Annotated in this window: 16 protein-coding genes and 1 riboswitch; of the genes, 10 read left to right on the forward strand and 6 right to left on the reverse strand. The window is 40.4% G+C overall.

Going from position 1 to position 22,430, the window contains the following annotated elements; translation table 11 throughout:
* Window positions 1-105: 105 nt before the first annotated feature.
* The 5 genes from DW000_RS09840 to dapF all read right to left on the reverse strand — a co-directional run bounded on the left by DW000_RS09840 (window position 106) and on the right by dapF (window position 9,504).
* A complete protein-coding gene (locus DW000_RS09840; protein ID WP_207798788.1) occupies window positions 106-3,858 on the reverse strand; it encodes a subtype B tannase in 3,753 nt (1,250 codons plus the stop codon).
* 442 nt (window positions 3,859-4,300) lie between these two features.
* Window positions 4,301-6,295, reverse strand: coding sequence for a fructose-specific PTS transporter subunit EIIC (locus DW000_RS08480; protein WP_008602396.1), 1,995 nt, complete (start codon window positions 6,293-6,295; stop codon window positions 4,301-4,303).
* Window positions 6,296-6,328: 33 nt separating this feature from the next.
* A complete protein-coding gene (gene pfkB / locus DW000_RS08485) occupies window positions 6,329-7,243 on the reverse strand; it encodes a 1-phosphofructokinase (protein WP_120056019.1) in 915 nt (304 codons plus the stop codon).
* Between the two features lie 28 nt (window positions 7,244-7,271).
* The gene (locus DW000_RS08490) at window positions 7,272-8,609 is read right to left on the reverse strand and encodes a Na+/H+ antiporter NhaC family protein (RefSeq protein WP_243624569.1); all 1,338 of its coding nucleotides are present in this window, start codon (window positions 8,607-8,609) and stop codon (window positions 7,272-7,274) included.
* A 61-nt stretch (window positions 8,610-8,670) separates the two neighbouring features.
* Window positions 8,671-9,504: a diaminopimelate epimerase gene (gene dapF, locus DW000_RS08495; protein WP_120056023.1), complete on the reverse strand. Its 834-nt coding sequence runs from the start codon at window positions 9,502-9,504 to the stop codon at window positions 8,671-8,673.
* A 319-nt stretch (window positions 9,505-9,823) separates the two neighbouring features.
* Between dapF and ptsP the strand changes: the two genes are divergently transcribed.
* Together ptsP and DW000_RS08505 are read left to right on the forward strand one after the other, a co-directional pair.
* The gene (gene ptsP / locus DW000_RS08500; RefSeq protein WP_120056025.1) at window positions 9,824-11,551 is read left to right on the forward strand and encodes a phosphoenolpyruvate--protein phosphotransferase; all 1,728 of its coding nucleotides are present in this window, start codon (window positions 9,824-9,826) and stop codon (window positions 11,549-11,551) included.
* 138 nt (window positions 11,552-11,689) lie between these two features.
* Entirely contained in the window at window positions 11,690-11,950 is a 261-nt protein-coding gene (locus DW000_RS08505) for an HPr family phosphocarrier protein (RefSeq protein WP_120056027.1), read from the forward strand.
* 92 nt (window positions 11,951-12,042) lie between these two features.
* Here the strand turns inward: DW000_RS08505 and DW000_RS08510 are convergent, their stop codons facing one another.
* Window positions 12,043-12,321 carry a metal-sensing transcriptional repressor gene (locus DW000_RS08510; RefSeq protein ID WP_004697521.1) on the reverse strand — a complete coding sequence of 93 codons (279 nt, stop codon included), beginning with the start codon at window positions 12,319-12,321 and terminating at the stop codon, window positions 12,043-12,045.
* Between the two features lie 331 nt (window positions 12,322-12,652).
* On the opposite strand from DW000_RS08510, the gene DW000_RS08515 reads away from it, so the two are divergent.
* The 8 genes from DW000_RS08515 to nikC all read left to right on the forward strand — a co-directional run bounded on the left by DW000_RS08515 (window position 12,653) and on the right by nikC (window position 22,415).
* Window positions 12,653-13,459: a biosynthetic peptidoglycan transglycosylase gene (locus tag DW000_RS08515; protein WP_058948111.1), complete on the forward strand. Its 807-nt coding sequence runs from the start codon at window positions 12,653-12,655 to the stop codon at window positions 13,457-13,459.
* A 123-nt stretch (window positions 13,460-13,582) separates the two neighbouring features.
* Window positions 13,583-14,284, forward strand: a complete 702-nt coding sequence (locus DW000_RS08520; protein WP_120056029.1) for a hypothetical protein — start codon at window positions 13,583-13,585, stop codon at window positions 14,282-14,284.
* Between the two features lie 32 nt (window positions 14,285-14,316).
* Complete coding sequence (locus DW000_RS08525) at window positions 14,317-15,075, forward strand: DUF3969 family protein (protein WP_120056031.1); 759 nt, start codon at window positions 14,317-14,319, stop codon at window positions 15,073-15,075.
* 276 nt (window positions 15,076-15,351) lie between these two features.
* Complete coding sequence (locus DW000_RS08530; RefSeq protein WP_120056033.1) at window positions 15,352-16,563, forward strand: argininosuccinate synthase; 1,212 nt, start codon at window positions 15,352-15,354, stop codon at window positions 16,561-16,563.
* A complete protein-coding gene (gene argH / locus DW000_RS08535) occupies window positions 16,563-17,990 on the forward strand; it encodes an argininosuccinate lyase (RefSeq protein ID WP_120056035.1) in 1,428 nt (475 codons plus the stop codon). The genes DW000_RS08530 and argH overlap by 1 nt, the downstream gene beginning before the upstream one ends.
* A gap of 589 nt (window positions 17,991-18,579) precedes the next feature.
* The gene (potE, locus tag DW000_RS08540) at window positions 18,580-19,911 is read left to right on the forward strand and encodes a putrescine-ornithine antiporter (protein WP_004697529.1); all 1,332 of its coding nucleotides are present in this window, start codon (window positions 18,580-18,582) and stop codon (window positions 19,909-19,911) included.
* A gap of 412 nt (window positions 19,912-20,323) precedes the next feature.
* A riboswitch (cobalamin riboswitch) is annotated at window positions 20,324-20,511 on the forward strand.
* Between the two features lie 144 nt (window positions 20,512-20,655).
* Complete coding sequence (gene nikB, locus DW000_RS08545; protein ID WP_120056037.1) at window positions 20,656-21,594, forward strand: nickel ABC transporter permease; 939 nt, start codon at window positions 20,656-20,658, stop codon at window positions 21,592-21,594.
* Window positions 21,594-22,415 (forward strand): nickel transporter permease, encoded by an 822-nt coding sequence (nikC, locus tag DW000_RS08550; protein ID WP_004695039.1) that lies wholly within the window; start codon window positions 21,594-21,596, stop codon window positions 22,413-22,415. Before nikB ends, nikC begins: the two co-directional genes overlap by 1 nt.
* The last annotated feature ends 15 nt before the right edge of the window (window positions 22,416-22,430 follow it).

Here is a 22,430-nt window from a genome sequence, read left to right on the forward strand (position 1 = left end):
TTAGAAAATTGATTTAATTTTGTCGCATTACTTATTGCAATTCAAGATATAAAAAAGGAGCTACTAGGTAGCTCCTTTAGTATTTTGGTATATTTTTAATTGTATTTATCTACCGTTTTTAACAATATTATCCATCCAGTTGAATAATTCTTCTAGATCGTAATCACCAGAATGATCTACATCAAATGGTGTTGCCATATCTACTCTGTACCCAAGGTTTTGAGCACGCGTACCTACGATTAAAGGGATTGCAACAGATGTATTGCTGTCAGCTGTGCCGTAACGGATACGATAGAATCGTGCATTTGTCGCAGCTGGAGAACCGAGATAGTTCATTGGGTTTATCATAGTAACGATCTTAGCATTTTCTACGTATACATCTTGGTTAGCAGTTGTATCGTGTAATGCTGCAGTAATAGTAAAGTGATTATTATCTGTAGTACTTGTACCAAATAGACTGTTTTCGCCAGTATCATTGGAACGGGAGTCAAAGGCTCCTGGCGCTTTAGAACGGCTTACAAAGTGGTTATAAGCTTCCCAGTTAATGTCTTTGATAGTTCCTGTTTTATTATCACGTACAAGGTATGTATGCTTAGATAAATCAGTACCTTTAGCTTGTGCCTTGTTAGCCGCTGCAACGATAAATTCTTTCACATAGTTTTTGAAAGTACCGTTACCGTTCTTATCCAATTTCAACACACGACCTAAAGAGTCACGTAATTGTAAGTTATTTACGTAATCAGGGAAGTGTTCACTGAGCATTTTGGAGTATGCTAGATCGTCTGCATCCAAGTTTACACGTTGCATCGTGCGTTGTGGAGGAGCAGAGTTACCACCTACATTAGCTTGTGGCAATTCGCCTTGACCCATGGATACCTTGTTGAAGGAGGTAATACCATTATAGCTCCATTCGTAAGCCATATCTGCCGCATCAAGGTTAGTGATAGGGGCGTACGCAGAAACTGCGTATACATTCGTTGCCGCTGTAGCCGCACCTAATGCTTGTAAATATGGTTGGAAATCAGCACTGTTACCAGTAGCACCTTGTAACAAGGATACACCGCCGCCAGCACTAGTACCATTTGTGATAATTCGGTTTGCATTACCTGGCATAGCGGAATCATTAGCATGCAAATAAGCTGTTGCGGCTTGCAAGTCAACGATTACTGCTGGTGCCTTGCCGATGAAGTTGCCATCGGAGGCTTTGTTAGTACGACCACGTGTAGCTGGGGAGGCTACTACGTAACCACGGGATAATGCATATACAACACTGTTAGGTTTGCCATTTTCAACTTTTGGAGTCATAGCTTGGCTTGGCATGTAACCGCCTACCGCATTTGGCATGAAGATAGGGGCTGTTTGCGTATTATAACCATTTACAGTACCGTTGTTGAAGTATTCTTCTGGAACATAGATGTTCATGTACTGTTGATCGATGTCGATAGGATTAGTCACGTAAGGGATATATTCGAAGGCGCGATATTTGATTTCCTTATTATCTACTGTAGTAGACATGGATTCGTAATTTTTCACGTCGAAGGCAAGGCTAATCTTTGCAGATGCATCGGCTTGCAATGGTGGATCCATTGGTTGGGAAAGAATATTCTTCTCTTCTGTTACAGGAGAGCCTTTTGTGGAGACTGTATTACGAGCATCTACATAAGATTGTGGTAATTTGCTCTCTTGAACTTGTTTAGTCTCAGCTTCAGATTTAGCTTTTGCCTCAGCTTGAGCCTTAGCAGCTGCGTCTGCTTCGGCTTTAGCTTTTGCTTCAGCCTCAGCTTGAGCTTTAGTAGCAGCTTCTGCATCTGCTTTAGCCTTAGCCTCGGCTTCAGCTTGTGCTTTAGCAGCAGCCTCTGCATCTGCTTTAGCCTTAGCTTCGGCTTCAGCTTGTGCTTTGGCTGCAGCCTCAGCTTCTTCTTTTGCTAGTTGTTCAGCTGCTAAACGTTCTTGCTCCTCTTGGATTGCAGCTTGTCTTGCGAGTTCCGCTTGCTTAGCAGCAATACGTTCTTGTTCAGCCTTAATAGCAGCTTCGCGTTCAGCTCTAGCTTTTTCAGCCGCTACACGCTCTTGTTCAGCTTTTAAAGTAGCTTGACGTTGAGCTTCAGCCTGTTGAGCTGCCATACGTTCTTGTTCTGCTCTAATAGCTGCTTGTCGTTCGGCTTCGGCTTTAGCGGCAGCTTCGGCACGTTGGCGAGCTGCTTCTTCAGCTGCTAAGCGTTCTTCTTCAGCTTGTTGAGCGAGGATACGCTCACGTTCAGCTTTTAAAGTAGCTTGACGTTGAGCTTCGGCTTGTTCAGTGGCAAGACGTTCTTGCTCGGCTCTAATAGCCGCTTGACGTTGATCCTCAGCTTGTTGAGCAGCAATACGCTCTTGCTCGGCTCTAATAGCCGCTTGACGTTGAGCTTCAGCTTGTTGAGCGGCAAGACGTTCTTGCTCGGCTCTAATAGCCGCTTGACGTTGAGCCTCCGCTTGTTGAGCGGCAATACGCTCTTGCTCGGCTCTAATAGCTGCTTGACGTTGAGCCTCGGCTTGTTGAGCAGCGATACGCTCTTGCTCGGCTCTAATAGCTGCTTGACGTTGAGCTTCCGCTTGTTGAGCGGCAATACGTTCTTGTTCAGCTTTAATAGCCGCTTGACGTTGAGCTTCAGCTTGTTGAGCAGCGATACGCTCTTGCTCGGCTCTAATAGCTGCTTGACGTTGAGCCTCCGCTTGTTGAGCAGCCATACGTTCTTGCTCCGCTCTAATAGCAGCTTGACGTTGCGCCTCAGCTTGTTGAGCAGCGATACGCTCTTGCTCGGCTCTAATAGCTGCTTGACGTTGAGCCTCCGCTTGTTGAGCTGCTAAACGCTCTTGAACTGCTTGTTGCTCAGCAATACGGCGTTGTTCCTCTTGGATACGGATTCGTTCTAGCTCTGCTGCTTGACGGCGTTCTTCTGCAATACGCGCTTGCTCAGCTTGTTGAGCCGCAATACGTTCCTGTTCAGCACGTAAAGCCGCTTGGCGTTGAGCCTCAGTTTGTTGAGCTACCACACGTTCTTGTTCCGCTCGCAAAGCTGCTTGCCGTTGGGCTTCTGCTTGTTGTTGTGCTTGTAGTGCCGCTTGACGTTGAGCTTCAGCTTGTTTTTGAGCAAGTTGTTGTTGATCAGCTTGTGATAAATTTTCTTGTTGGGAGGCTTCTTCAGCGGCTAGTTGAGCTAAACGCTCACGCTCAGCTCGTTGGATATCTCGAATTGTAAGCCTCTGTTTTGCTACCACGGCTTTTGTTACTGTAGTATTTGATACAGTTAATGGAGCTATGGATTCTTGTTGAATAACAACAGGTGTACGCTGTACTTGTGTAGTTTGTACTTGTTGCTTACCATCCACTGGTTTCTCTATAGTAACAGGTTCAGTTTTTCGTTGTACATTTATCAAACTGTGCATTGCTAATGTAGGTTCCATGACAGCCTTTGTATCTTTATTGACAACATACTGCGGTTGAGTTTGAACCTGTTGTTGAGATTGCATTGGTACTACTTGTTGCGGTACTGCTTGCAATGGTGTAACTTGTTGAGTTTGTACAGGGCTAACCGTTGCTGGTTGCATCACGTAGGATGGTTGAGGTTGTGCCATCGGTGGTGTTTGTTGTTGTACAACGGTGGCCGGTTGTGGTGTAGCTGGTAAGACTGGCTGAGTTGCCATTGGTTTCACGACTGGAGTTGCTACACTTGTAGGACTCTGTGTCGTTGATTCAGCACTGGTACTCGTACCTACTAAATCATTCATGTTAAGTGTAGGCTCTGCATGGGTAACACCACCCAACGCAGCTGCGGCAAGAAATGCAGCAGTAACCTTACAATTTTTGGATGACTTCATGAATTAGTTCTCCGAACTAGATTTCTAATAATAATTTATAATTTTAAAGTTAATTAATATTTATATAGTTTAACATAAATCAATGTAATTGTACAATTTTGAGGATTTGCTTCCACTTTTGAAAGTAGTTTTGATCATGAATTATAAAATAATATTAATTATTTTTGAATATAAGAAAAGGACTAGATCACGTATACTTCTGAACTGTTGTTCCAAAACTGTGTCCAATTTTAGGGCAGTTCAGAATACGTATATTCTAGTCCTTTTACTATATCTACTGGTGTGACACCAGCTTTCACCATCGATAAGAGTCATTAATCAATTAGTCGCTAAATGTTAACTATTAGTTACTAACCGCTAATCGTCGAAACTCATCATAAACAATCAACAATCATCAGCCATCAATCATATATAAGTTATAATTGATAGTTAATTTTATGATCTATTTAGCGATACTATTTTTTAAACTTGGCTTTACAAGTGCTAAGATGAAGCAAGCCACAATGGAACCGATTGCGATGGATGCAAGGTAAAGAAGTGGATTACCAATTGTTGGTACTACGAAGATACCGCCATGTGGAGCGCGTAGTGTGCATTCGAAGAACATGGATAATGCACCAGCTGTACCAGCACCGATGATGCAAGCTGGTAATACGCGAACTGGATCGGCTGCTGCAAATGGGATGGCACCTTCTGTGATGAAGGAAAGGCCCATGATGTAGTTTGTGATACCAGATTTGCGTTCAGCCTCTGTGAAGCGACTAGGGAAGAATGTAGTACAAAGAGCAATTGCCAATGGAGGAACCATACCGCCTGCCATTACAGCAGCCATGATACCGTATTCTCCAGTTGCAAGAGCACCAGTACCGATAACATAAGCCGCCTTGTTTACAGGGCCGCCCATATCAACGGACATCATAGCACCAAAGATTAGACCTAATAATACGCGGCTAGTAGTGCCCATGGATTGTAAGGAGTCCATTAACCAGTGATTAAGTGCAGATACAGGAGGATTGATGATAAAGGTAATAGCGATACCGATGAACAATACGCCAAGTACAGGGTAGAATAGAACCGGTTTTGTACCTTCTAATGCTTGAGGCAAACCAGATACTAATTTCTTAACTAATAATACCAAATAACCTGCTGCGAAACCGGCAATCAATGCGCCTAGGAAACCAGAGCCACCTTGGTTAGCTAATAAGCCACCAACGAAACCAGCTACAAGACCTGGACGGTCCGCAATACTCATAGCGATGTAACCCGCTAATACTGGTAACATGAAGCCAAAGGAAGCTCCACCGATTTGCATTAAGAAAGCCGCAAGAGGTGTACCGGAACCAAAGTTTTTAGGATTCGCTGGATCGAATACGTCGAATAAGAAGGCGAGGGCAATCAAGATACCGCCACCGATAACAAATGGCAACATGTGAGATACACCGTTCATCAAATGTTTGTAGATTTGACGACCTACGCTATCAGATGCGCTAGCTGCAATCTCAGCAGCTTCGCGGTCAGCCGCAGATGCTTGATATACGGCAGCTGTGCCAGCCATAGCTTCTGTTAGTAGCTCTTCCGCTTTATTGATGCCATTCGCTACCTTAGTTTGAATCATAGGTTTACCGTCAAAGCGTGCCATTTCTACTTGGCGATCGGAAGCTACGATAATACATTTAGCATGTGCAATTTCTTCTGCTGTAAGAGCATCTTTAACGCCAGAGGCACCGTTCTTTTCTACTTTTAAGGAAATACCCATTTCTTTAGCCTTGCGTTCTAAAGATTCAGCAGCCATGTAGGTATGTGCGATGCCAGTAGGACAGCCTGTAACAGCTAGTACATCATAATGCGGGTTATCTACAGAAATCTTAGGTGCTACCTTTTCAATTGCTTCCGTAGCCTTTGCTTCGATAGCATCGGTAATGCTGGTTGCTTTTTGATCCTCTGTTGGTTTGATATATCCTTCTACAGATGGGTCAAAGTTTCCTTCTTCTTTAGCTGTAATGAGATCTAAGAATCGATCAACAGTAGCCGCTTGAATTAGGGCTTCTTTGAAGTCTGGGTCAATCACCATAGTTGCTAGTTTGCTCAATACCTCTACATGAGTGTCAGCCGCGCCTTCTGGAGCAGCAATCATAAAGAATAGGCGAGATGGTTGACCATCAAGTGCTTCAAAATCCACACCGTTAGGCACGACCATAGCGGCTAGGCCTGCTTCTTTTACGCCGGCAGATTTAGCATGTGGTGTGGCAATACCGTCGCCAAGGCCTGTAGAACCAGACTCTTCACGAGCGAACACTGCTTTTAAATATTCTGCCTTGTCTGTCAAGTGGCCGCCTTTGTCCATCAATTCACCTAAGGTGTAAATGGCGTCAGCCTTTGTGACAGGATCTGCGTTCAACAGGATAGATTGCGGTTTTAATAAATCAGTGATTTGCATATGTGTACTCCTTGATGCAAATAAAACATAAAATTATTTAACTCGTACTTGTGAAAGTAGTGTTTCTACTTCTTCAAGGGTTGCGAGGTTTTCAGAGTAGGCAGAGGCAGATCCACTGGAGATGCCCCAGTAGAGCGCCTCTTGTAATTTACCTGTCTTTTCATAGCCCGTAATAAAGCCAGCGACCATGGAATCGCCAGCGCCTACGGAATTTACGAGTATACCTTTAGGGGCAGGACTCGTGTATACAGTGCCGTCAGCAGCGACCAAGATAGCTCCATCACCAGCCATGGAGATGAGCACGTGTTGTGCACCTTTCTCTTGTAATGCTTTAGCAGCTTCTACAAGGTCATCCTTTGTAGCGAGAGTGCGACCAAAGATTTCGCTAAGCTCGTGATTATTTGGCTTAATTAAGAATGGTTTATAAGGCAAGACTTTTGTGAGTAGATCTTTTGTAGCATCGACTACGATGCGAATATTTTTATGTTGTAAGCGATCCATAATGAGTTCGTACATATCGCTTGGTAGACTAGAAGGAATGCTGCCAGCAAGGATTAAGGTATCCTTTTCGGTCAATGCATCAAGCTGTTTGTATAGGGCCTCTAATTCGTCGGCACCGATGATTGGGCCGCGGCCGTTAATCTCTGTTTCCTCATCAGAGGCCTTTACCTTAACATTGATGCGGGTTAATCCTTCGCGAAGTCGGATGAAATCTTCTTTTACGCCGAAGTTCTTGAGTTGTGTTACGATTTCTTCGCCTGTAAACCCTGCGATGAAGCCGAGTGCTGTCGTATCCATGCCAAGATTATTGAGCACGATAGATACGTTGATACCTTTGCCGCCACCGAGAACGTATTCTTGGATGGTGCGATTAATAGTGCCCGTCTTGAGGTGATCAAGGCGCACGATATAATCGAGAGCTGGATTAAAGGTAATAGTGTAAATCATACAATTTCCCCTTTTGAGATAATACTAATTAGCGTATGATTGATTGATCTTGCTTCCGTAGTCGTAACCAATAGATGAGTGGTACTAGATATAGGAAGAAGGCAAATGGTACGTAACCTGCTGAACTTGTACCCATCATGACAACGGGCACGTAGGCAGCGATATTCCACGGTTGCAATGGAGCGATGAGGATGCCGCTATTTTCAAAGTCTAGCATTACATCTTCGTCTTGAATGCCTCGCTGCGCGTAGGTAATACGCATAATAGAGTGCGTCATAACTACCGCAATAGCTTGGCTGCATCCAATAGCACCTGTTAAAAAGGCAAGACCTACATTGGCAGCAAATATATCGCTCCGTGTTTTAGCTCGTTCTAACAGTTGTCGTATGTCGTTCCAGAAGCCAACCCCTTCAAGCATGCCTGAAATGGCAGTAGCCATGAAGATCGAAAGGGTAGGGATAAACATCGTTTGTAGACCGCCGCCATGAATGATATTAGCTAGTGGATTGTAGTGCGGTAGTTCAAAGCCCGTTAAGGTATACCATCCCAACTCAGAAATGGTGGCTCCTTGATTTGTATAAGCTAGAATGGCCGCTGCTAATGCACTGAGTCCGATAGGCCAACGGATAGATACTTTCAAAGGCAATAGACCAATGACGATGATGACTGGAATCCATAATGTCCAATCGATGTTGAAAATAAAGTGAATTGTATCGGATAGTAAACTATTTTCGTAATTGAGTGGGTACCACTGAGATAGTAATAGATACAGCACTGTAGAGATGATGAGTGCTGGAATACCATCTTTAAACATGATGGGAATATTCGTCGATACCTTTGTATGGGTTAAGGCTGCTACGAGAGACGCACTAGAGGATAGTGGCCCGTTTCGATCACCAAAGTAAGCACCTGCAATAATGGCACCGGCTACGATATTTTCTGGAATACTCCCAGCTCTTGCCATCGTGATGAGTACGATGCCTATCGTGCCTACAGTTCCTAGTGCGGTGCCCAACAGCATGCTCACGGCAGCTGTTATTAAAAAGGCACAGACGATAAAGATAGACGGATCAATCAAGTCGATGCCTGTGGCAATGATCATAGGGATAATGCCCGCTGCTTGCCACATGGCGATGAGCCAACCGATGAGAAGAAAGATTTGCATCACCACGATGGACGTTTTAGCACCTGTCCAGGATAGGTTTAATAGTTCCTTTGGTTGATATCCTTTGCGATAAAATACAAAGGCCATGATGCACCATACGACAATCAAGGCGTAACCAATGGCGATGCTATTGGCTACAGCAATGAGGATGACGAGAATGGATGTAAGTAGTCCTAAGAGGGGCTCTATATTCCGTGGCATGAGTGAGCGACCCTGCTGGTATCTTAGGAACGCATTTAATATAAGTTGTAACCACTTCATCTTAGTCGATAGGAAGTTCTGTTTCGAAGACTTCCTCAGCAGGGCCTGTCATGAACACCGTGCCATCCTCCAAGTATGAAATATGCAATGTACCTAAATAGAGTTCCACATCTACTTCGCGGCCTGTTAAACCCTTTTCAAAGGACATAACGGCAGAGGCACAAGAGCCTGTTCCACAAGCTAAGGTAGCACCAGCGCCGCGCTCCCAAGTGCGCACCTTGATATGTTTGTCATTTACTACTTCAATGTAGTTTACATTTGTGTTAGCAGGGAAGGCATCGTGCTTTTCAAGGATTGGGCCTTGTGTTGTAACAGGGGCCTTTGTAATGTCGTCGATGAATACCTCCGTATGAGGCACGCCGAGCAATACGGAGCTTACTATTACGGTCTCACCGTTTACATCGAGGTCTACGTCGATAACCTTATCCATGTTTACATTCATAGGAATGTCTTGGGCTTTGAAGAATGGTTTGCCCATGTCTACAGTAACTTGTGTGACTATACCGTTTTCGATAGTCAAGGTAGGCTTCATTATGCCTGCTAAGGTTTCGATGGTGAAAGTCTCTTTCGTAGTTTCACCGTGTTCATAAGCGTATTTGGCAAAGCACCGAATCGCATTACCGCACATTTCTGCTTCACTACCATCGGAGTTGATGATACGCATGCGCACATCACAAGTTTCGGAAGGTACTAGGATGGCAAGACCATCGGCACCAATACCCGTGCGACGATCGCAAAGGCGGATAGCGAGGTCTGTGTAGTCTTTAGAAGTCCCTTGTGGGTCGGCAAATAGGATGAAATCATTGCCGAGACCATGCATTTTTGTTAATTTCATAAAGTCTCCTATCAATAAGTAAGACTTTCACCATGAAGCCCGTGAAAGTCTCATATGTATATTATTATATATTCTATATTATAATATTATATCATAAATAGGCCTTAAGCATGGCATGAAATCGTATAAATTTATAGCAAAATAAAGGGAAAATAAGGAAAGCTTACAGCGTTTATTAAGAGTTATAATAAAATAAAAAAATGCCCCATGTGAGATGGCTATTTAAGGGAATATAGGTATTTGGATTACTTTATTGTTTAACCGAGAAATGATAAAATAAAAAGTAATGTAGCTAATCGTAATAGAAAGAGGAACATATATGCGAATTCAAGGGATTTCTGGATCTCGTGGCGTTGCAGTAGGCAATGTATATAGATATATTCAAGAGGAAATTGTCATTCCTGATTACACTGTAGCGGAAGACAAGGTAGAAGAAGAAATTAGCAAGTTTGCAACTGCTATGGCATCTACCTTAAAACAATTGGATACTATTCGTAAAAAAGCGTTGGATGAAATGGGACCAGAAGAGGCCGCTATTTTTGAAGCGCACATGCAAATCGCTCAAGACCCATCCTTGTCTGACGGAATTAAATCCCTTGTTGAGTCTAGCCATATGAACGTGGTAGCGGCCACGTCTCAAACAATTGAAAGCTTTGCCAATATCTTCCTTGGTATGGAAGATGCCTACATGCGTGAACGAGGTGCAGATATTAAAGATATCGGCGATCGTTTGATGCGCAATATATTAGGTATGAATCCTCGCGGTTTATCACATATTTCTGGCGAAGTTATCTTGGTGGCTCATGATTTGGCACCATCTGATACGGCCTCCCTCGATAAAAATGTGGTAAAAGGCATTGTCACTGCGGCGGGTGGTCCTACATCTCATGCGGCTATCATGGCTCGTACACTCGAAATTCCCGCTGTTATGGGAGTCGGCGATATTGAAAGTTTCGCTGATGGCGACAAAGCAGTCGTTCTTGGTACCGATGGTATCGTAGAAGTCAATCCATCTGATGCGGATTGGACGGAGTATACAAATCAAGCGTTGGCGTTCCAAGAGGAATTAAAACGGTTGCGCGAATCTGCTAATCTTGAAGCTACTACCATTGATGGTCACCATGTAGAATTATTCGGTAACATCGGCAAGGCAAAGGATGCTAAACATGCGCTCACTATGGGGGCACAAGGTATTGGTTTGTACCGCACAGAATTCCTTTACATGGAAAACGACGAACTGCCTACAGAAGATGTACAATTTGAAGAATATAAAAAGGTAGCCCAAGAGATGAAGGGACAACCGGTTATCATCCGTACCATGGATATCGGTGGCGACAAGGAATTAAAATGCCTTGATTTGCCAAGTGAAATGAACCCATTCCTCGGTTATCGTGCCATTCGCATTTCTTTAAATCGTCCAGATATCTTTAAGGTACAATTGCGTGCCTTGTTACGAGCTAGTGCGTTTGGTGACATTCACATCATGTATCCTATGATTGCTTCCGTTGAGGAAGTGAAACAAGCGAATGATATGCTTAGTGAATGTAAGACGGAGCTGGCGGCTGAAGGAAAGGATTTTAACAAGGATATCAAGGTTGGCATCATGATCGAAGTACCAGCGGCAGCTGTTATATCTCCAATCCTTGCTAAATATGTAGACTTCTTTAGTATCGGTACGAATGATCTTTGCCAATACACATTGGCAGTAGACCGTATGAACGAAGCAATCGGTAGCTTGTATCAACCATTGCATCCAGGCGTGTTACGTCTTATTAAGCACGTCATTGACGCTAGTCATGAGCAAGGTAAATTTACAGGTATGTGTGGTGAGCTTGCTAGTGATCCTGTGGCGACCATGATTCTATTAGGTCTTGGCCTCGACGAATTCTCCATGACTGCTTCTTCGATTCCTCTTATTAAAAATATCTTGCGTTCTGTTTCCAAAGCAGAATGTGAAGAGGTGGCAAATAAAGCACTTACTATGGACACAGCAGAAGAAATTACAGAATACACTAAATCTGTATTAGCTGAAAAAGGTTTACTATAATCCAGTTTTGCCTTAAATAGAATCATTATATAGCAAATAAGATGTAATATACTTGAATTGAAATACTTGATATTGATACAATATATCTATTAGAATGTATGAGATAGGCTCTGCCTATCGAGATAGAAAGAGGTTATCATGAAAGAATTAACAGTAGAAATTACTAACGAATCTGGTTTACATGCTCGTCCTGCTACAGCCTTCACACAATTGGCTACTAAGTTCACTTCCAAAGTGACTATCGCTGCCAATGGCAAAACAGCGGATGCTAAGTCTATCTTAACTGTATTGACTTTGGGGGCTACAAAAGGTACATCCGTTACATTGACTGCTGACGGTGCTGACGAAGATGATGTACTCGCTGCATTGAGCGAATTCTTAATAACTAACCACGATTAATATTGGGGTAATAAAAAGGACCCTACATTTTGAACTGCATCTCCCAAAATTATGTCTAATTTTTGGGTGCAATTCATTTGTAGAGTCCTTTTTTATTTACCCATATTTGCAAAGCGTTCTACAGCTTTTGTAAAGTCGCTAATGGTTTTTTCTACGTCACCATGTTCGATACCATCTCGTACGCAGTGGTTGATATGTCCTTCAAGAATTACTTGTCCTACTTTATGTAGTGCAGATTTAGCTGCATTAATTTGGCTCAACACATCTTCGCAGGGAATGTCTTCTTCAATCATTCGATCAATAGCTTGCACTTGACCTAAGATTTTACGCAATCGACGATGCAGATTTTCTGAATCCATACACTGTTTCATATTACTCCTCCATAGGCATGTTTTTATCATCTCATATATTATACTCTATTTAAAGTTTTTAATACAACTTAATAAGTATAACTAATATGCATTAATCGGTATTTATAGATATATAGTATCGTGCCGTTATTAAGATATATTAAATATATTTGTACTATGAGTGGACGTAAAAACTAGTGTTTTACATATCTTCTTCTTGATTGATGTGATACAATACATTTAATATACCTTATATTTGTATATGTATATAAGGTATTGTATAGATGGCTAGATTATAAACCTATATTTACATGTGTTTATATTACAGACCTTTAAGAAATAGGTGAAAGAAATGAAAGTATTTCGCTACCTTCGAAACCTAGTTGTATTCGTGGTGGTCATGATTTTGGCTATGTTTATATATGACGGATACCATAGCTTTCAAGGGACAAATCGTGAGAGTAAAGCTCATACACTTGTTGAAAAACAAATAGAACAAAGTGAAGACACGCTCAGTCGTACAGATCGAATTATACGACTGTTTACATTTAGAGATAAAGTACAGATAGCTCTTAATCAACGTGTTTCAAAAGAGCATTGGGTGAAAGGGGATGTTATTCCTGAGTATACAAAAAATGCATTAATTGCTATTGAGGATAAGCGGTATTATAAACATGGAGCTATTGATGTACTCGGTATTATTCGCGCCTTGTACACAAATACCATAGCAGGTGAAACGCTGGAAGGCGGTAGTACTATTACACAACAACTCGTAAAAAATCTTTTCCTTTCCTCGAAACGCATCATGAGTCGTAAGGTAGAAGAGGCGATTCTCGCTAGTGAAATGGAACATTATTACTCTAAGGAAGAAATCCTTACCATGTATTTGAATACCGTATATTATGGTCATAATTATTATGGTATCTACGAAGCAGCTCACGGATACTTTGGGACGAGTCCCAGTCGATTAACATTGGGGCAAAGCGCTTTGCTCGCAGCATTACCTAATGCACCGTCCTATTTAGATCCTTATACGAACTATGAAGGGGCTAAAGCTCGACAAAAGCTGGTGCTCGAACAAATGGTAGACCAAGGCATGATTACACAAGCAGAAGCAGACTATGCGTATGAACAGGACTTAGAGCTTGTGGAAGAATAAAAAATATATATAAGAAGCAAATCCTTGTTAGTTAAATTAAATTGGCTAACAAGGATTTTTTTGTTACATTAGTGATATCAATAATAAACTTTCACAAGTGTTTTACTGTTAGGAGATTGTGTATTGGATAATGTTGTACTAAAACAGTATGAGCAAGGTAATTTTTCCTCTATTTATATAGGAGCAAAACCTACTATTAAGTTTGCCATGCTTAGACTTGAGAATTTTATATCTTATTATTTGAGGGGACCCGGAGGATTAGACTATAAATCTGAGGTTCATGATGTTGAGTCCTATGCTCGTGAAATTTTTTATATTGAACAGGCTGATGCTAATAAAATAGAAAACTGGATAGTTTATTACGATGATGAACATAATTGTATGGCCATTAGACATTGCTTTTGGAACAAAGCGTTAGATAGAGAACAAATAATGAATGAAGAGTCTTTGCGAGTTGCTGTTAGAGAGCAATGCATTGTGGATTCAATCCCACATATTCAAAATGAGACCGTTATAGGTGTAAATGAAATAGATAAAAATAATATTTTAAATACTATAAATGCCTTCGATACAGCGATATCTGAGATGAATATATTAAAGCTATTTAGCAATGTAGACTACAGTACAGGTGATTATAGAATTTCTAGGTCTTATGATTTAGATGTTCGTATTGAAGCGATTATTAATGAAGCTCAAAATGAGCTTTACTCGGCTATAGGTGAAATTCAGTCTTTAATAGTTAATACTTTAAAAGCATCAATTAATACAACTACAGATTATAAGGTAGCTTTAGATTACCAGTTTTCACCTATTGATATTGTTTGAACAGACATAACCTATCGTGGGAATCAAAAACTATGAAAATAATTATTAACGGGAAACGAAATATTGAATTTTACTTTTTAATGATTGCATTAGGAACAATTCAAGCCTATAGATATAATTGTATTAACTTAAATATATTAGAGTCCTTATTTTATAGGATGGATATGTTAGAACTAATCGATGAAATGAGTTTATCATCTGAACTTAAGGAAATTACATTTCAAGGTATGGCACTAGAGGATGTTGAGTCGTGGGTTGGAGGTGTAATTCCGACTACATTATTAGTGGATACTATAAATAGTATAGATTTTGAGTGCAAAGCTTTGTTGCTCAGTCCAGTATATCGCGCTTGCTTTGATTCTTTTAATTTATTTGAGGTGGTGAATAAAGAAGCAGAAAGTCTTACAATTGATTTTGACTCCTTATTAAGTTTTGAGTACGTTAATACTGTTTTCTTATTAGGCTATACTTTGTTTTTGGCAGAACTTGATGATTACTTTAATGAAGTGTTTCTTGTTCTTAAAGAGAATATTCTTCAGAATATTAAGGTGTTAGACTTCGAATATTCTGATGAATTTAATGAAGTTATCCAGCAATTTGATAGAATTGACATTGATAATGATGTATTAAATATCAAACGGCAGAAAATACATCTAAATATAATAGAAATAAATATTAGAGATTATTTTTATTGCGTCCCAAAGAATAAAGTAGATGTTAACTTTACTTTTAGTAAAGTTAATGAATTAACATATCATGTGATTTCTAATGAGGATACCCGTATAAATTAATATAGTGTTAGTATTTATTTCGTAGTAAGAAATTAAGCTATATCTGATTTTAGATTACTCGATATAGCTTTTTATGTTTTTTAGTTCGGTTTCGAAATATATTATTAAAATGAATAAAAATAATGCTTGCATTTATAATTATACAGGTGTATACTATTTTTTGTCAGAAGGAGAAAATGCCTGTCGGTGATAGAAGATACCACGGTGCTTTCACAATTATCTGATATTGTATTGATTATATGAGTTTAAATAGATAGTGGTTTATGAGGTGTTATCATGGGTAAAGCAAATAAAGTAGTACTCGCATATTCTGGTGGCTTAGATACTTCTGTTATCATTCCTTGGTTAAAAGAAAATTATGGCGCTGAAGTTATTGCTGTGTGTGTAGACTTGGGCCAACCTGAGGATTATGATGCAGTTGAGAAAAAAGCAATCAAATCTGGCGCATCTAAAGCGTACATCGTTGACGCTAAGGAAGAGTTTGTAAAAGATTATGTATGGCCAACAGTAAAAGCTGGTGCAGTTTATGAAGGCAAATATTTATTAGGTACATCCTTCGCGAGACCTTTAATCGGTAAAATCCTTGTAGATATTGCAAAAAAAGAAGGCGCTGATGCAATCGCTCACGGTGCGACTGGTAAAGGTAATGACCAAGTTCGTTTTGAGTTGACTATCAAAGCATTAGCTCCTAACATGAAAATCATTGCTCCTTGGAGAGAATGGGATTTGAAATCTAGAACAGATTGCATGGAATATGCTGCTAAACACGATATTCCAGTTGTAGCTACAAAATCTCACCCATATTCTATGGACCAAAACGTATGGCATTTGTCCCATGAAGGCGGCGATCTTGAAAATCCAGCAAATGCGCCTAAAGATGATGTGTACTTGGTAACACATACTCCTGAACAAGCTCCAGATGAAGCTGGTTATGTAACTGTATCCTTCAAAGAAGGTGTACCTGTAGCTGTAGATGGTCAAGAAGGTACTCCATTACAAATATTAGAAAAACTCAACGAAATCGGTGCACACTATGGTGTAGGCGTTGTAGATATCGTCGAAAATAGATTGGTAGGTATGAAATCCCGTGGTGTTTATGAAAACCCGGGTGGCTCTATCATCATGTATGCTCACAGAGAACTTGAATACCTTTGCCTCGACAGAGCTACATACCACTACAAAGAACTCATTGCTAACAAATACGCTGAACTCGTATATGATGGCATGTGGTTTGCACCATTGATGAACGCGTTACAAGCGTTTGTTGACGAAACTCAAAAAACTGTAACAGGTGAAGTAAAACTTAAATTGTACAAAGGAAATATCATTTCTGCAGGTAGTACTTCTCCATATTCTTTGTACAGCGAAGATTTCGTAACATTCGAAGAAGATGACGTATACGATCAATCTGATGCAGAAGGTTTCATCAACTTGTTCGGTTTACCTCTCAAAATTAATGCATTGATGAAAGAGAAAGCAGGTAAATAATGGCTAAATTGTGGGGCGGGCGTTTCACAAAAGGCACTGATAAAGCGGTAGAGGATTTTACATCCTCTATCGCTTTTGATGCGCGGATGTACGCCGAAGATATTGCAGGCAGCAAGGCACATGCGACTATGCTGGCAAAACAACATATTATCTCCGACGCAGATCGAGATGCTATTTTAGCAGGTTTAACGAAGATTAAAGATCAGATTGATAAAGGAGAGTTCCCGTTCTCCGTGGCTCTTGAAGATATTCATATGAATATTGAAAAACGCCTTACTGATGATATCGGTGAAGCAGGTGGGCGTTTGCATACCGGCCGCAGTCGTAATGATCAGTGTGCAGTAGATTTGCATATGTATGTGCGTAAAGCTGTTGTGGAAATAGGCGAACTCATTGTAGATATGCAGAAAGCTCTCATTGAAACAGCTGAAAAATATAGTGACGTTATCATGCCTGGCTATACGCATTTACAACGTGCTCAACCTGTATTGTTTGGTCATCATATGATGGCCTATTTCTCCATGCTAGAACGAGACTTTGATCGTTTGTTGATGGTATTCAAACATGCGGACATCATGCCACTTGGTGCAGGTGCGTTAGCAGGTTCTACATACGGCATTGATCAAACGTATACGCAAAAGCTCTTAGGTTTCTCCCGTATTTACGAAAATAGTATGGATGCCGTATCTGACCGTGACTACGTAGTTGAATTCTTGTCCTTTGCATCTCTAGTGATGATGCACTTGAGTCGCCTTAGCGAAGAATTGATCTTGTGGTCTACCAATGAGTTTAATTTTATTGAACTTGATGATGCTCACTGCACAGGTTCTAGTATCATGCCTCAAAAGAAAAATCCTGACGTTTGTGAACTGGTTCGTGGTAAAACAGGCCGTACCTATGGTCACTTGTTAGGCCTTCTAACAACGTTGAAAGGATTACCACTTACATACAACAAGGATATGCAAGAGGATAAAGAAGGTATCTTCGATGCTATTGATACAGTACACTTCGCATTGTCCATTAATGCGGCTATGATTCGTGGTATGAAGGTCAATGGGGCTCATATGAAAGCAGTCCTTGATGACGACTTCTCTAATGCTACGGATATGGCAGATTATCTTGCGAAGAAAGGTGTCCCATTCCGTGAAGCTCATGAAATTGTAGGTAATGCAGTGCATCATTGCATCGAAAAAGGCTGTGTACTCCTTGATCTATCCGTAGAGGACTTCAAAGCTATTTCCAACCATTTTGATGCAGATATTCTTGACGCTATCTCCATCGAAGCTTGCGTTGCAGGTCGTAATAACTATTCTGGTACGGCTCCAGAATGTGTGGAACGACAACGTAATAATGGTAAAATTATTATCGCTGCTGAGGAAAAACAAATTGCTGAATGGAAAGCAATCGTTGAATCTGTACAAGAGTAGAGCTTAGTGCGGAATAAGCAGTAGATAAAAATAAAGAATAGTTATCAATAAAATCTGGAAAAATAAGATTGATATACATATAAGGATTTCATTAAGGGTCTAATATTGCCCATTATACTTATATGTATATCGATTTTTTATTTAAAAGCTAGACGATACCTATAAAGCCCAAAATTCTAATTGATAATCCACTATTAAAATGATGTATTTACATGTACATGTATAGTGGACTGTGAGAGAATAATAGTCTTGTACTAGGACACTATAACCGTGATAGATAGGAAAAATTACATCTATATACAGAATAAAATGGGGTAAAAATATACTTTGCCACGATTAAAATGAGTTCTGTTCGATTTTGATGATAAATTACCTATGATTTATTCAATTCGTGTAATATGCCTTGTCCGCCAATAAAGTACTTTTATTTTGGTTTCATAGGTGTTATTATTTAACTCGTAATAAGAATAAAAACGGTAAATTCACATTCAAGCCCATCACAGCACGAACTGAATTTACTTAGCGGTATATATATTTTAAGTGAATTATGGACGAGAAAAAATTCACCTTAGTGAAAGGGGATTGATACATGAAAACCACCGCTAAAAAAATGTCTGTATTCCAGCTAACCACAATGGTAGCAGCCAATATGCTAGGAGCTGGGATCATTATGTTACCAACTAATTTGGCTCAAGTTGGTACTATTTCAGTTTTATCTTGGCTCGTGACAGCTGTGGGTGCGCTTTTACTAGCGTATATTTTTGCTCAAGCGGGTATGTTCTCCCAAAAACAAGGGGGCATGGGCGGTTATGCAGAACATCGCTTCGGTAAAACTGGACATTTTATGGCGAGCTATGCTTACAGCATATCTCTCATCATTGCTAATATCGCCATCGCGGTATCTGCCGTAGGTTATGGCGCAGCTTTCTTTGGTGTTGACCTCAATGCGACACAAACAAGTCAGGTAACAATTGTGCTCTTGTGGTTTGCAGCGATTCTAAACTTCAGAGGGAATCGTTTCACAGGTCGACTCAGCAACATGACTATTTGGGGTTCTATTGTTCCGGTTTTATTAATCGGTACAATCGGCTGGTATTGGTTTGATCCATCTATCTATTGGGCGGCATGGAACCCAAATGATCTTCCGCTTTATGATGCGGTAAAACAATCTATTTCCCTAACTTTATGGGGCTTCCTAGGATTTGAGTCCGCAGCGGCTAATGCTGATGCTGTTGAGAATCCAAAGAAAAACGTACCTATCGCTACAGTAGCAGGTACATTAGCAGTGGCAGTGGTTTATATCTTGTCCACAAACGTTATGGCAGGTATTGTGCCGAACGTTGACTTATTGAATTCTAACGCACCATTCGGTTTGACATTTGTATACATGTTCAATGATACTATTGCGAACATCGTTATGGCTGCTATGGTTATTTCTTGCTTTGGCGCTTTACTTTGCTGGCAATTCACATTGTCCCGCGTATTCAAAAGTGCAGCGGAACATGGTTACTTCCCTAAAATATTCGCTCGTGTAAATAGCAAAGATGCTCCTGTTCGTGGCGTATTGATTTTACTCGCTGTTGAAACATTACTTACATTGTTCACTGCAAGCGAATCCTTGCGTGAGCAGTTTGAAATCCTAGTAAACTTAGCGGTTGTAACTAACGTAGTACCGTATGTATTGTGCATCTTGGCAGTACCTACAATGATGCGTATGGCTGGCGTAGCTGAAAGTCGTATTAAACGCTCTAATTACTTGTTCGGTATAGGCGTTCTTTATTGTCTATATGCAATCTACGCATGTGGCTTTGATGCTATGGTAGGTAGTGCAGTGGCAGTAAGCATTGGTTTGGTGATTTATGTTTTGCGTAAAGCGTGGGATACACGCAGAGCGCATCGCTTACAACAAAGTATTGATTAACTAAATACATCTCGTCTTATAGAGGCTATTACTTGGTAATAGCCTCTTTTTTATGATAATCATAAATTAGACTTATAATTCATGAGTGCCTAAGTGCCTAATTTGAAAAAACTTAAAGAGCATTTTTATTATTAATCAAATTTTTGCTGTGCATAAAAAGATTTTATGATAAAGTTTTACATTACTTTGTTATTATTAAAATTAATATATATACAGTTATATACAGTAAATATAATAAAAAATTATTTATATAAGTTAATTTATATAAATTTATACAGTATTGTGAATTTAATCACTAATCAATTGTTTTTGTTAGTATAAAAATAATATTGAAATAATAAGATACACATATACCCGTAAGGGGTATATGTATTGTAAACAAAGTATTAATATAGTATATTTATAATCGATAAAAGTGAATAAACTAGTGAGTGTCGGTGTTTACCGAGCGTAAAAGAGGAAAATGGGTGAAAAACCTATACTATGCAAATAGCTGTAATGAGGAGCAAGGTTTCATTATAGGGTCACTGGGAAACTGGGAAGGCCGAAATGTTGCAATGAATCAGAGTCAGAAAGCCTGCTCTAAAGGCATGGTATGCATATACCGTGCTTAATTTAGGTTAGTCGGGCGACTAGCCTTTTTTCGTTCCCTAGCTTTTAAGCTTCACCGCTATATAAAAAAGCTAGTATCATTAGTTTGTCATTTGAATTGTTGTTAGTGTTTAGAGAGTTTAGGAGGCGCCTATGGGCAAACGCTTTGTCAAACAATTGGGGCAATTTATTGTTACCTTGTTTGGCATTACATTTTTGACATTTTGTCTCACCTATTTAGCACCAGGTGACCCGGTAACGATGCTACTTGAAACGGCAGATACTATCGTATCTCAGGAACTTATCGATGAAACTCGAGCTCAGCTTGGGTTAGATAAACCGTTTGTAGTGCAGTATGCAAACTGGGTCGTCAATGCGGCACAAGGTGATTTAGGGATGAGTTATTCTGCTAAAAAGCCAGTAGTAGATCGTATGTTGGAGGCGTTACCTGGTACATTGATGTTGGCTGGGACGGCTTTGGTCTTTACACTGCTTTACGCATTGCCGGCAGGGATCATAAGTGCCTTAAATCGTAATAAGTGGGTTGACTATGTATTAAGATCATTATCGTTTGTAGGTGTATCTATGCCAACATTCTGGTTAGGTCTTGTACTGATTTACATCTTCGGTCTTAAATTAGGCCTTGTACCGATTGCATCCTCTCGCGTGACCGCGTCTGGTGTTATTTTGCCAGCCATTACTTTGGCGGTTGTTGTTGGGTCTAAATACATGCGTCAAGTACGGCTCGTTATCCTTGAGGAAATGCAAAAGGATTATGTTATTGGCGCTCGTGCTCGCGGTGTGAGTGAGATGAAAATTTTATTCGGTCATATTTTACCTAATGCTGTGTTACCACTCATCACTATTCTTGGTGTTCTTATTGGTTGGTTACTAGGTGGTGTGGCAGTCGTAGAAATGGTATTCTCTTGGCCGGGACTTGGGAATATGGCAATTTATGCCATTACCATGCGCGATTATCCATTGATTGAAGGTTTTGTGTTGTGGGTTGCTTTAGCATATATGTGTATTAATGCATTGGTTGATGCATCATATATCTTATTAGACCCTAGATTGAAAAGGGAGAGAGCATAATGGCAGAATTTATTCAAAAACATAAATTGTTCTCTTTCTATAGTGGGTTGATGATTATCATTGTCCTCATCGCTATCTTTGCACCCTGGCTTGCACCAGGTGATGCTTTCACCTCAAATATAAGTCAGGCATTGCAAGCACCAAGCAGCCAACATTGGTTTGGTACAGATAAATTAGGACGTGATGTATTATCTCGTATCATTTATGGTACTCAATTATCCTTGTTCATGGGCGTATCCATCGTCGTTATCATGGTGAGCATTGGTACTATCATCGGTGCTATAGCAGGCTATTTTGGCGGTAAAGTTGAAATGGTTCTTATGCGTTTAGCAGACATCATGTTATCATTCCCTGGTATCGTATTGGCTATTGCTATTGCTGGTATTCTAGGTGGTAGCATTGTAAATACGATTTTAGCCTTATCTGTTGTAGGTTGGGCAAAATATGCTCGTATTGTACGTTCTATGACGCTCAAGGTGCGCGGTGAGGAATATGTAACGGCTGCTGTTATGATGGGCGCATCTACGACGGCCATCATCAGACGTCATATCATTCCTAATATTATGCCTCTCGTTATTACAACAGGTGCATTAGATATCGGGGCTATCATGATTGAGGTAGCAGGTTTATCCTTCCTTGGCTTTGGTGCTCAGCCACCGACTCCAGAATGGGGTCTTATGCTTAACGAGGGTCGCCAGTACTTGCAAACGAGTCCATGGCTCATGGCATTCCCTGGTATGTCCATCCTTATCGTGGTTGCTATTTTTAATCTTTGGTCTGACTCCTTACGAGATGTAGTGGATCCAAAAAATCAAGGATAAAATTGTTTTTACCTT

Source organism: Veillonella sp. AF36-20BH (assembly GCF_003602765.1).
GTDB lineage: Bacteria > Bacillota > Negativicutes > Veillonellales > Veillonellaceae > Veillonella > Veillonella hominis.

Coding starts and splice junctions, on each gene's coding strand:
- DW000_RS09840 (WP_207798788.1), bottom strand. CDS start 3,858: ATGAAGTCATCCAAAAATTGTAAGGTTACTGCTGCATTTCTTGCCGCA.
- DW000_RS08480 (WP_008602396.1), bottom strand. CDS start 6,295: ATGCAAATCACTGATTTATTAAAACCGCAATCTATCCTGTTGAACGCA.
- pfkB (WP_120056019.1), bottom strand. CDS start 7,243: ATGATTTACACTATTACCTTTAATCCAGCTCTCGATTATATCGTGCGC.
- DW000_RS08490 (WP_243624569.1), bottom strand. CDS start 8,609: ATGCCACGGAATATAGAGCCCCTCTTAGGACTACTTACATCCATTCTC.
- dapF (WP_120056023.1), bottom strand. CDS start 9,504: ATGAAATTAACAAAAATGCATGGTCTCGGCAATGATTTCATCCTATTT.
- ptsP (WP_120056025.1), top strand. CDS start 9,824: ATGCGAATTCAAGGGATTTCTGGATCTCGTGGCGTTGCAGTAGGCAAT.
- DW000_RS08505 (WP_120056027.1), top strand. CDS start 11,690: ATGAAAGAATTAACAGTAGAAATTACTAACGAATCTGGTTTACATGCT.
- DW000_RS08510 (WP_004697521.1), bottom strand. CDS start 12,321: ATGAAACAGTGTATGGATTCAGAAAATCTGCATCGTCGATTGCGTAAA.
- DW000_RS08515 (WP_058948111.1), top strand. CDS start 12,653: ATGAAAGTATTTCGCTACCTTCGAAACCTAGTTGTATTCGTGGTGGTC.
- DW000_RS08525 (WP_120056031.1), top strand. CDS start 14,317: ATGAAAATAATTATTAACGGGAAACGAAATATTGAATTTTACTTTTTA.
- DW000_RS08530 (WP_120056033.1), top strand. CDS start 15,352: ATGGGTAAAGCAAATAAAGTAGTACTCGCATATTCTGGTGGCTTAGAT.
- argH (WP_120056035.1), top strand. CDS start 16,563: ATGGCTAAATTGTGGGGCGGGCGTTTCACAAAAGGCACTGATAAAGCG.
- potE (WP_004697529.1), top strand. CDS start 18,580: ATGAAAACCACCGCTAAAAAAATGTCTGTATTCCAGCTAACCACAATG.
- nikB (WP_120056037.1), top strand. CDS start 20,656: ATGGGCAAACGCTTTGTCAAACAATTGGGGCAATTTATTGTTACCTTG.
- nikC (WP_004695039.1), top strand. CDS start 21,594: ATGGCAGAATTTATTCAAAAACATAAATTGTTCTCTTTCTATAGTGGG.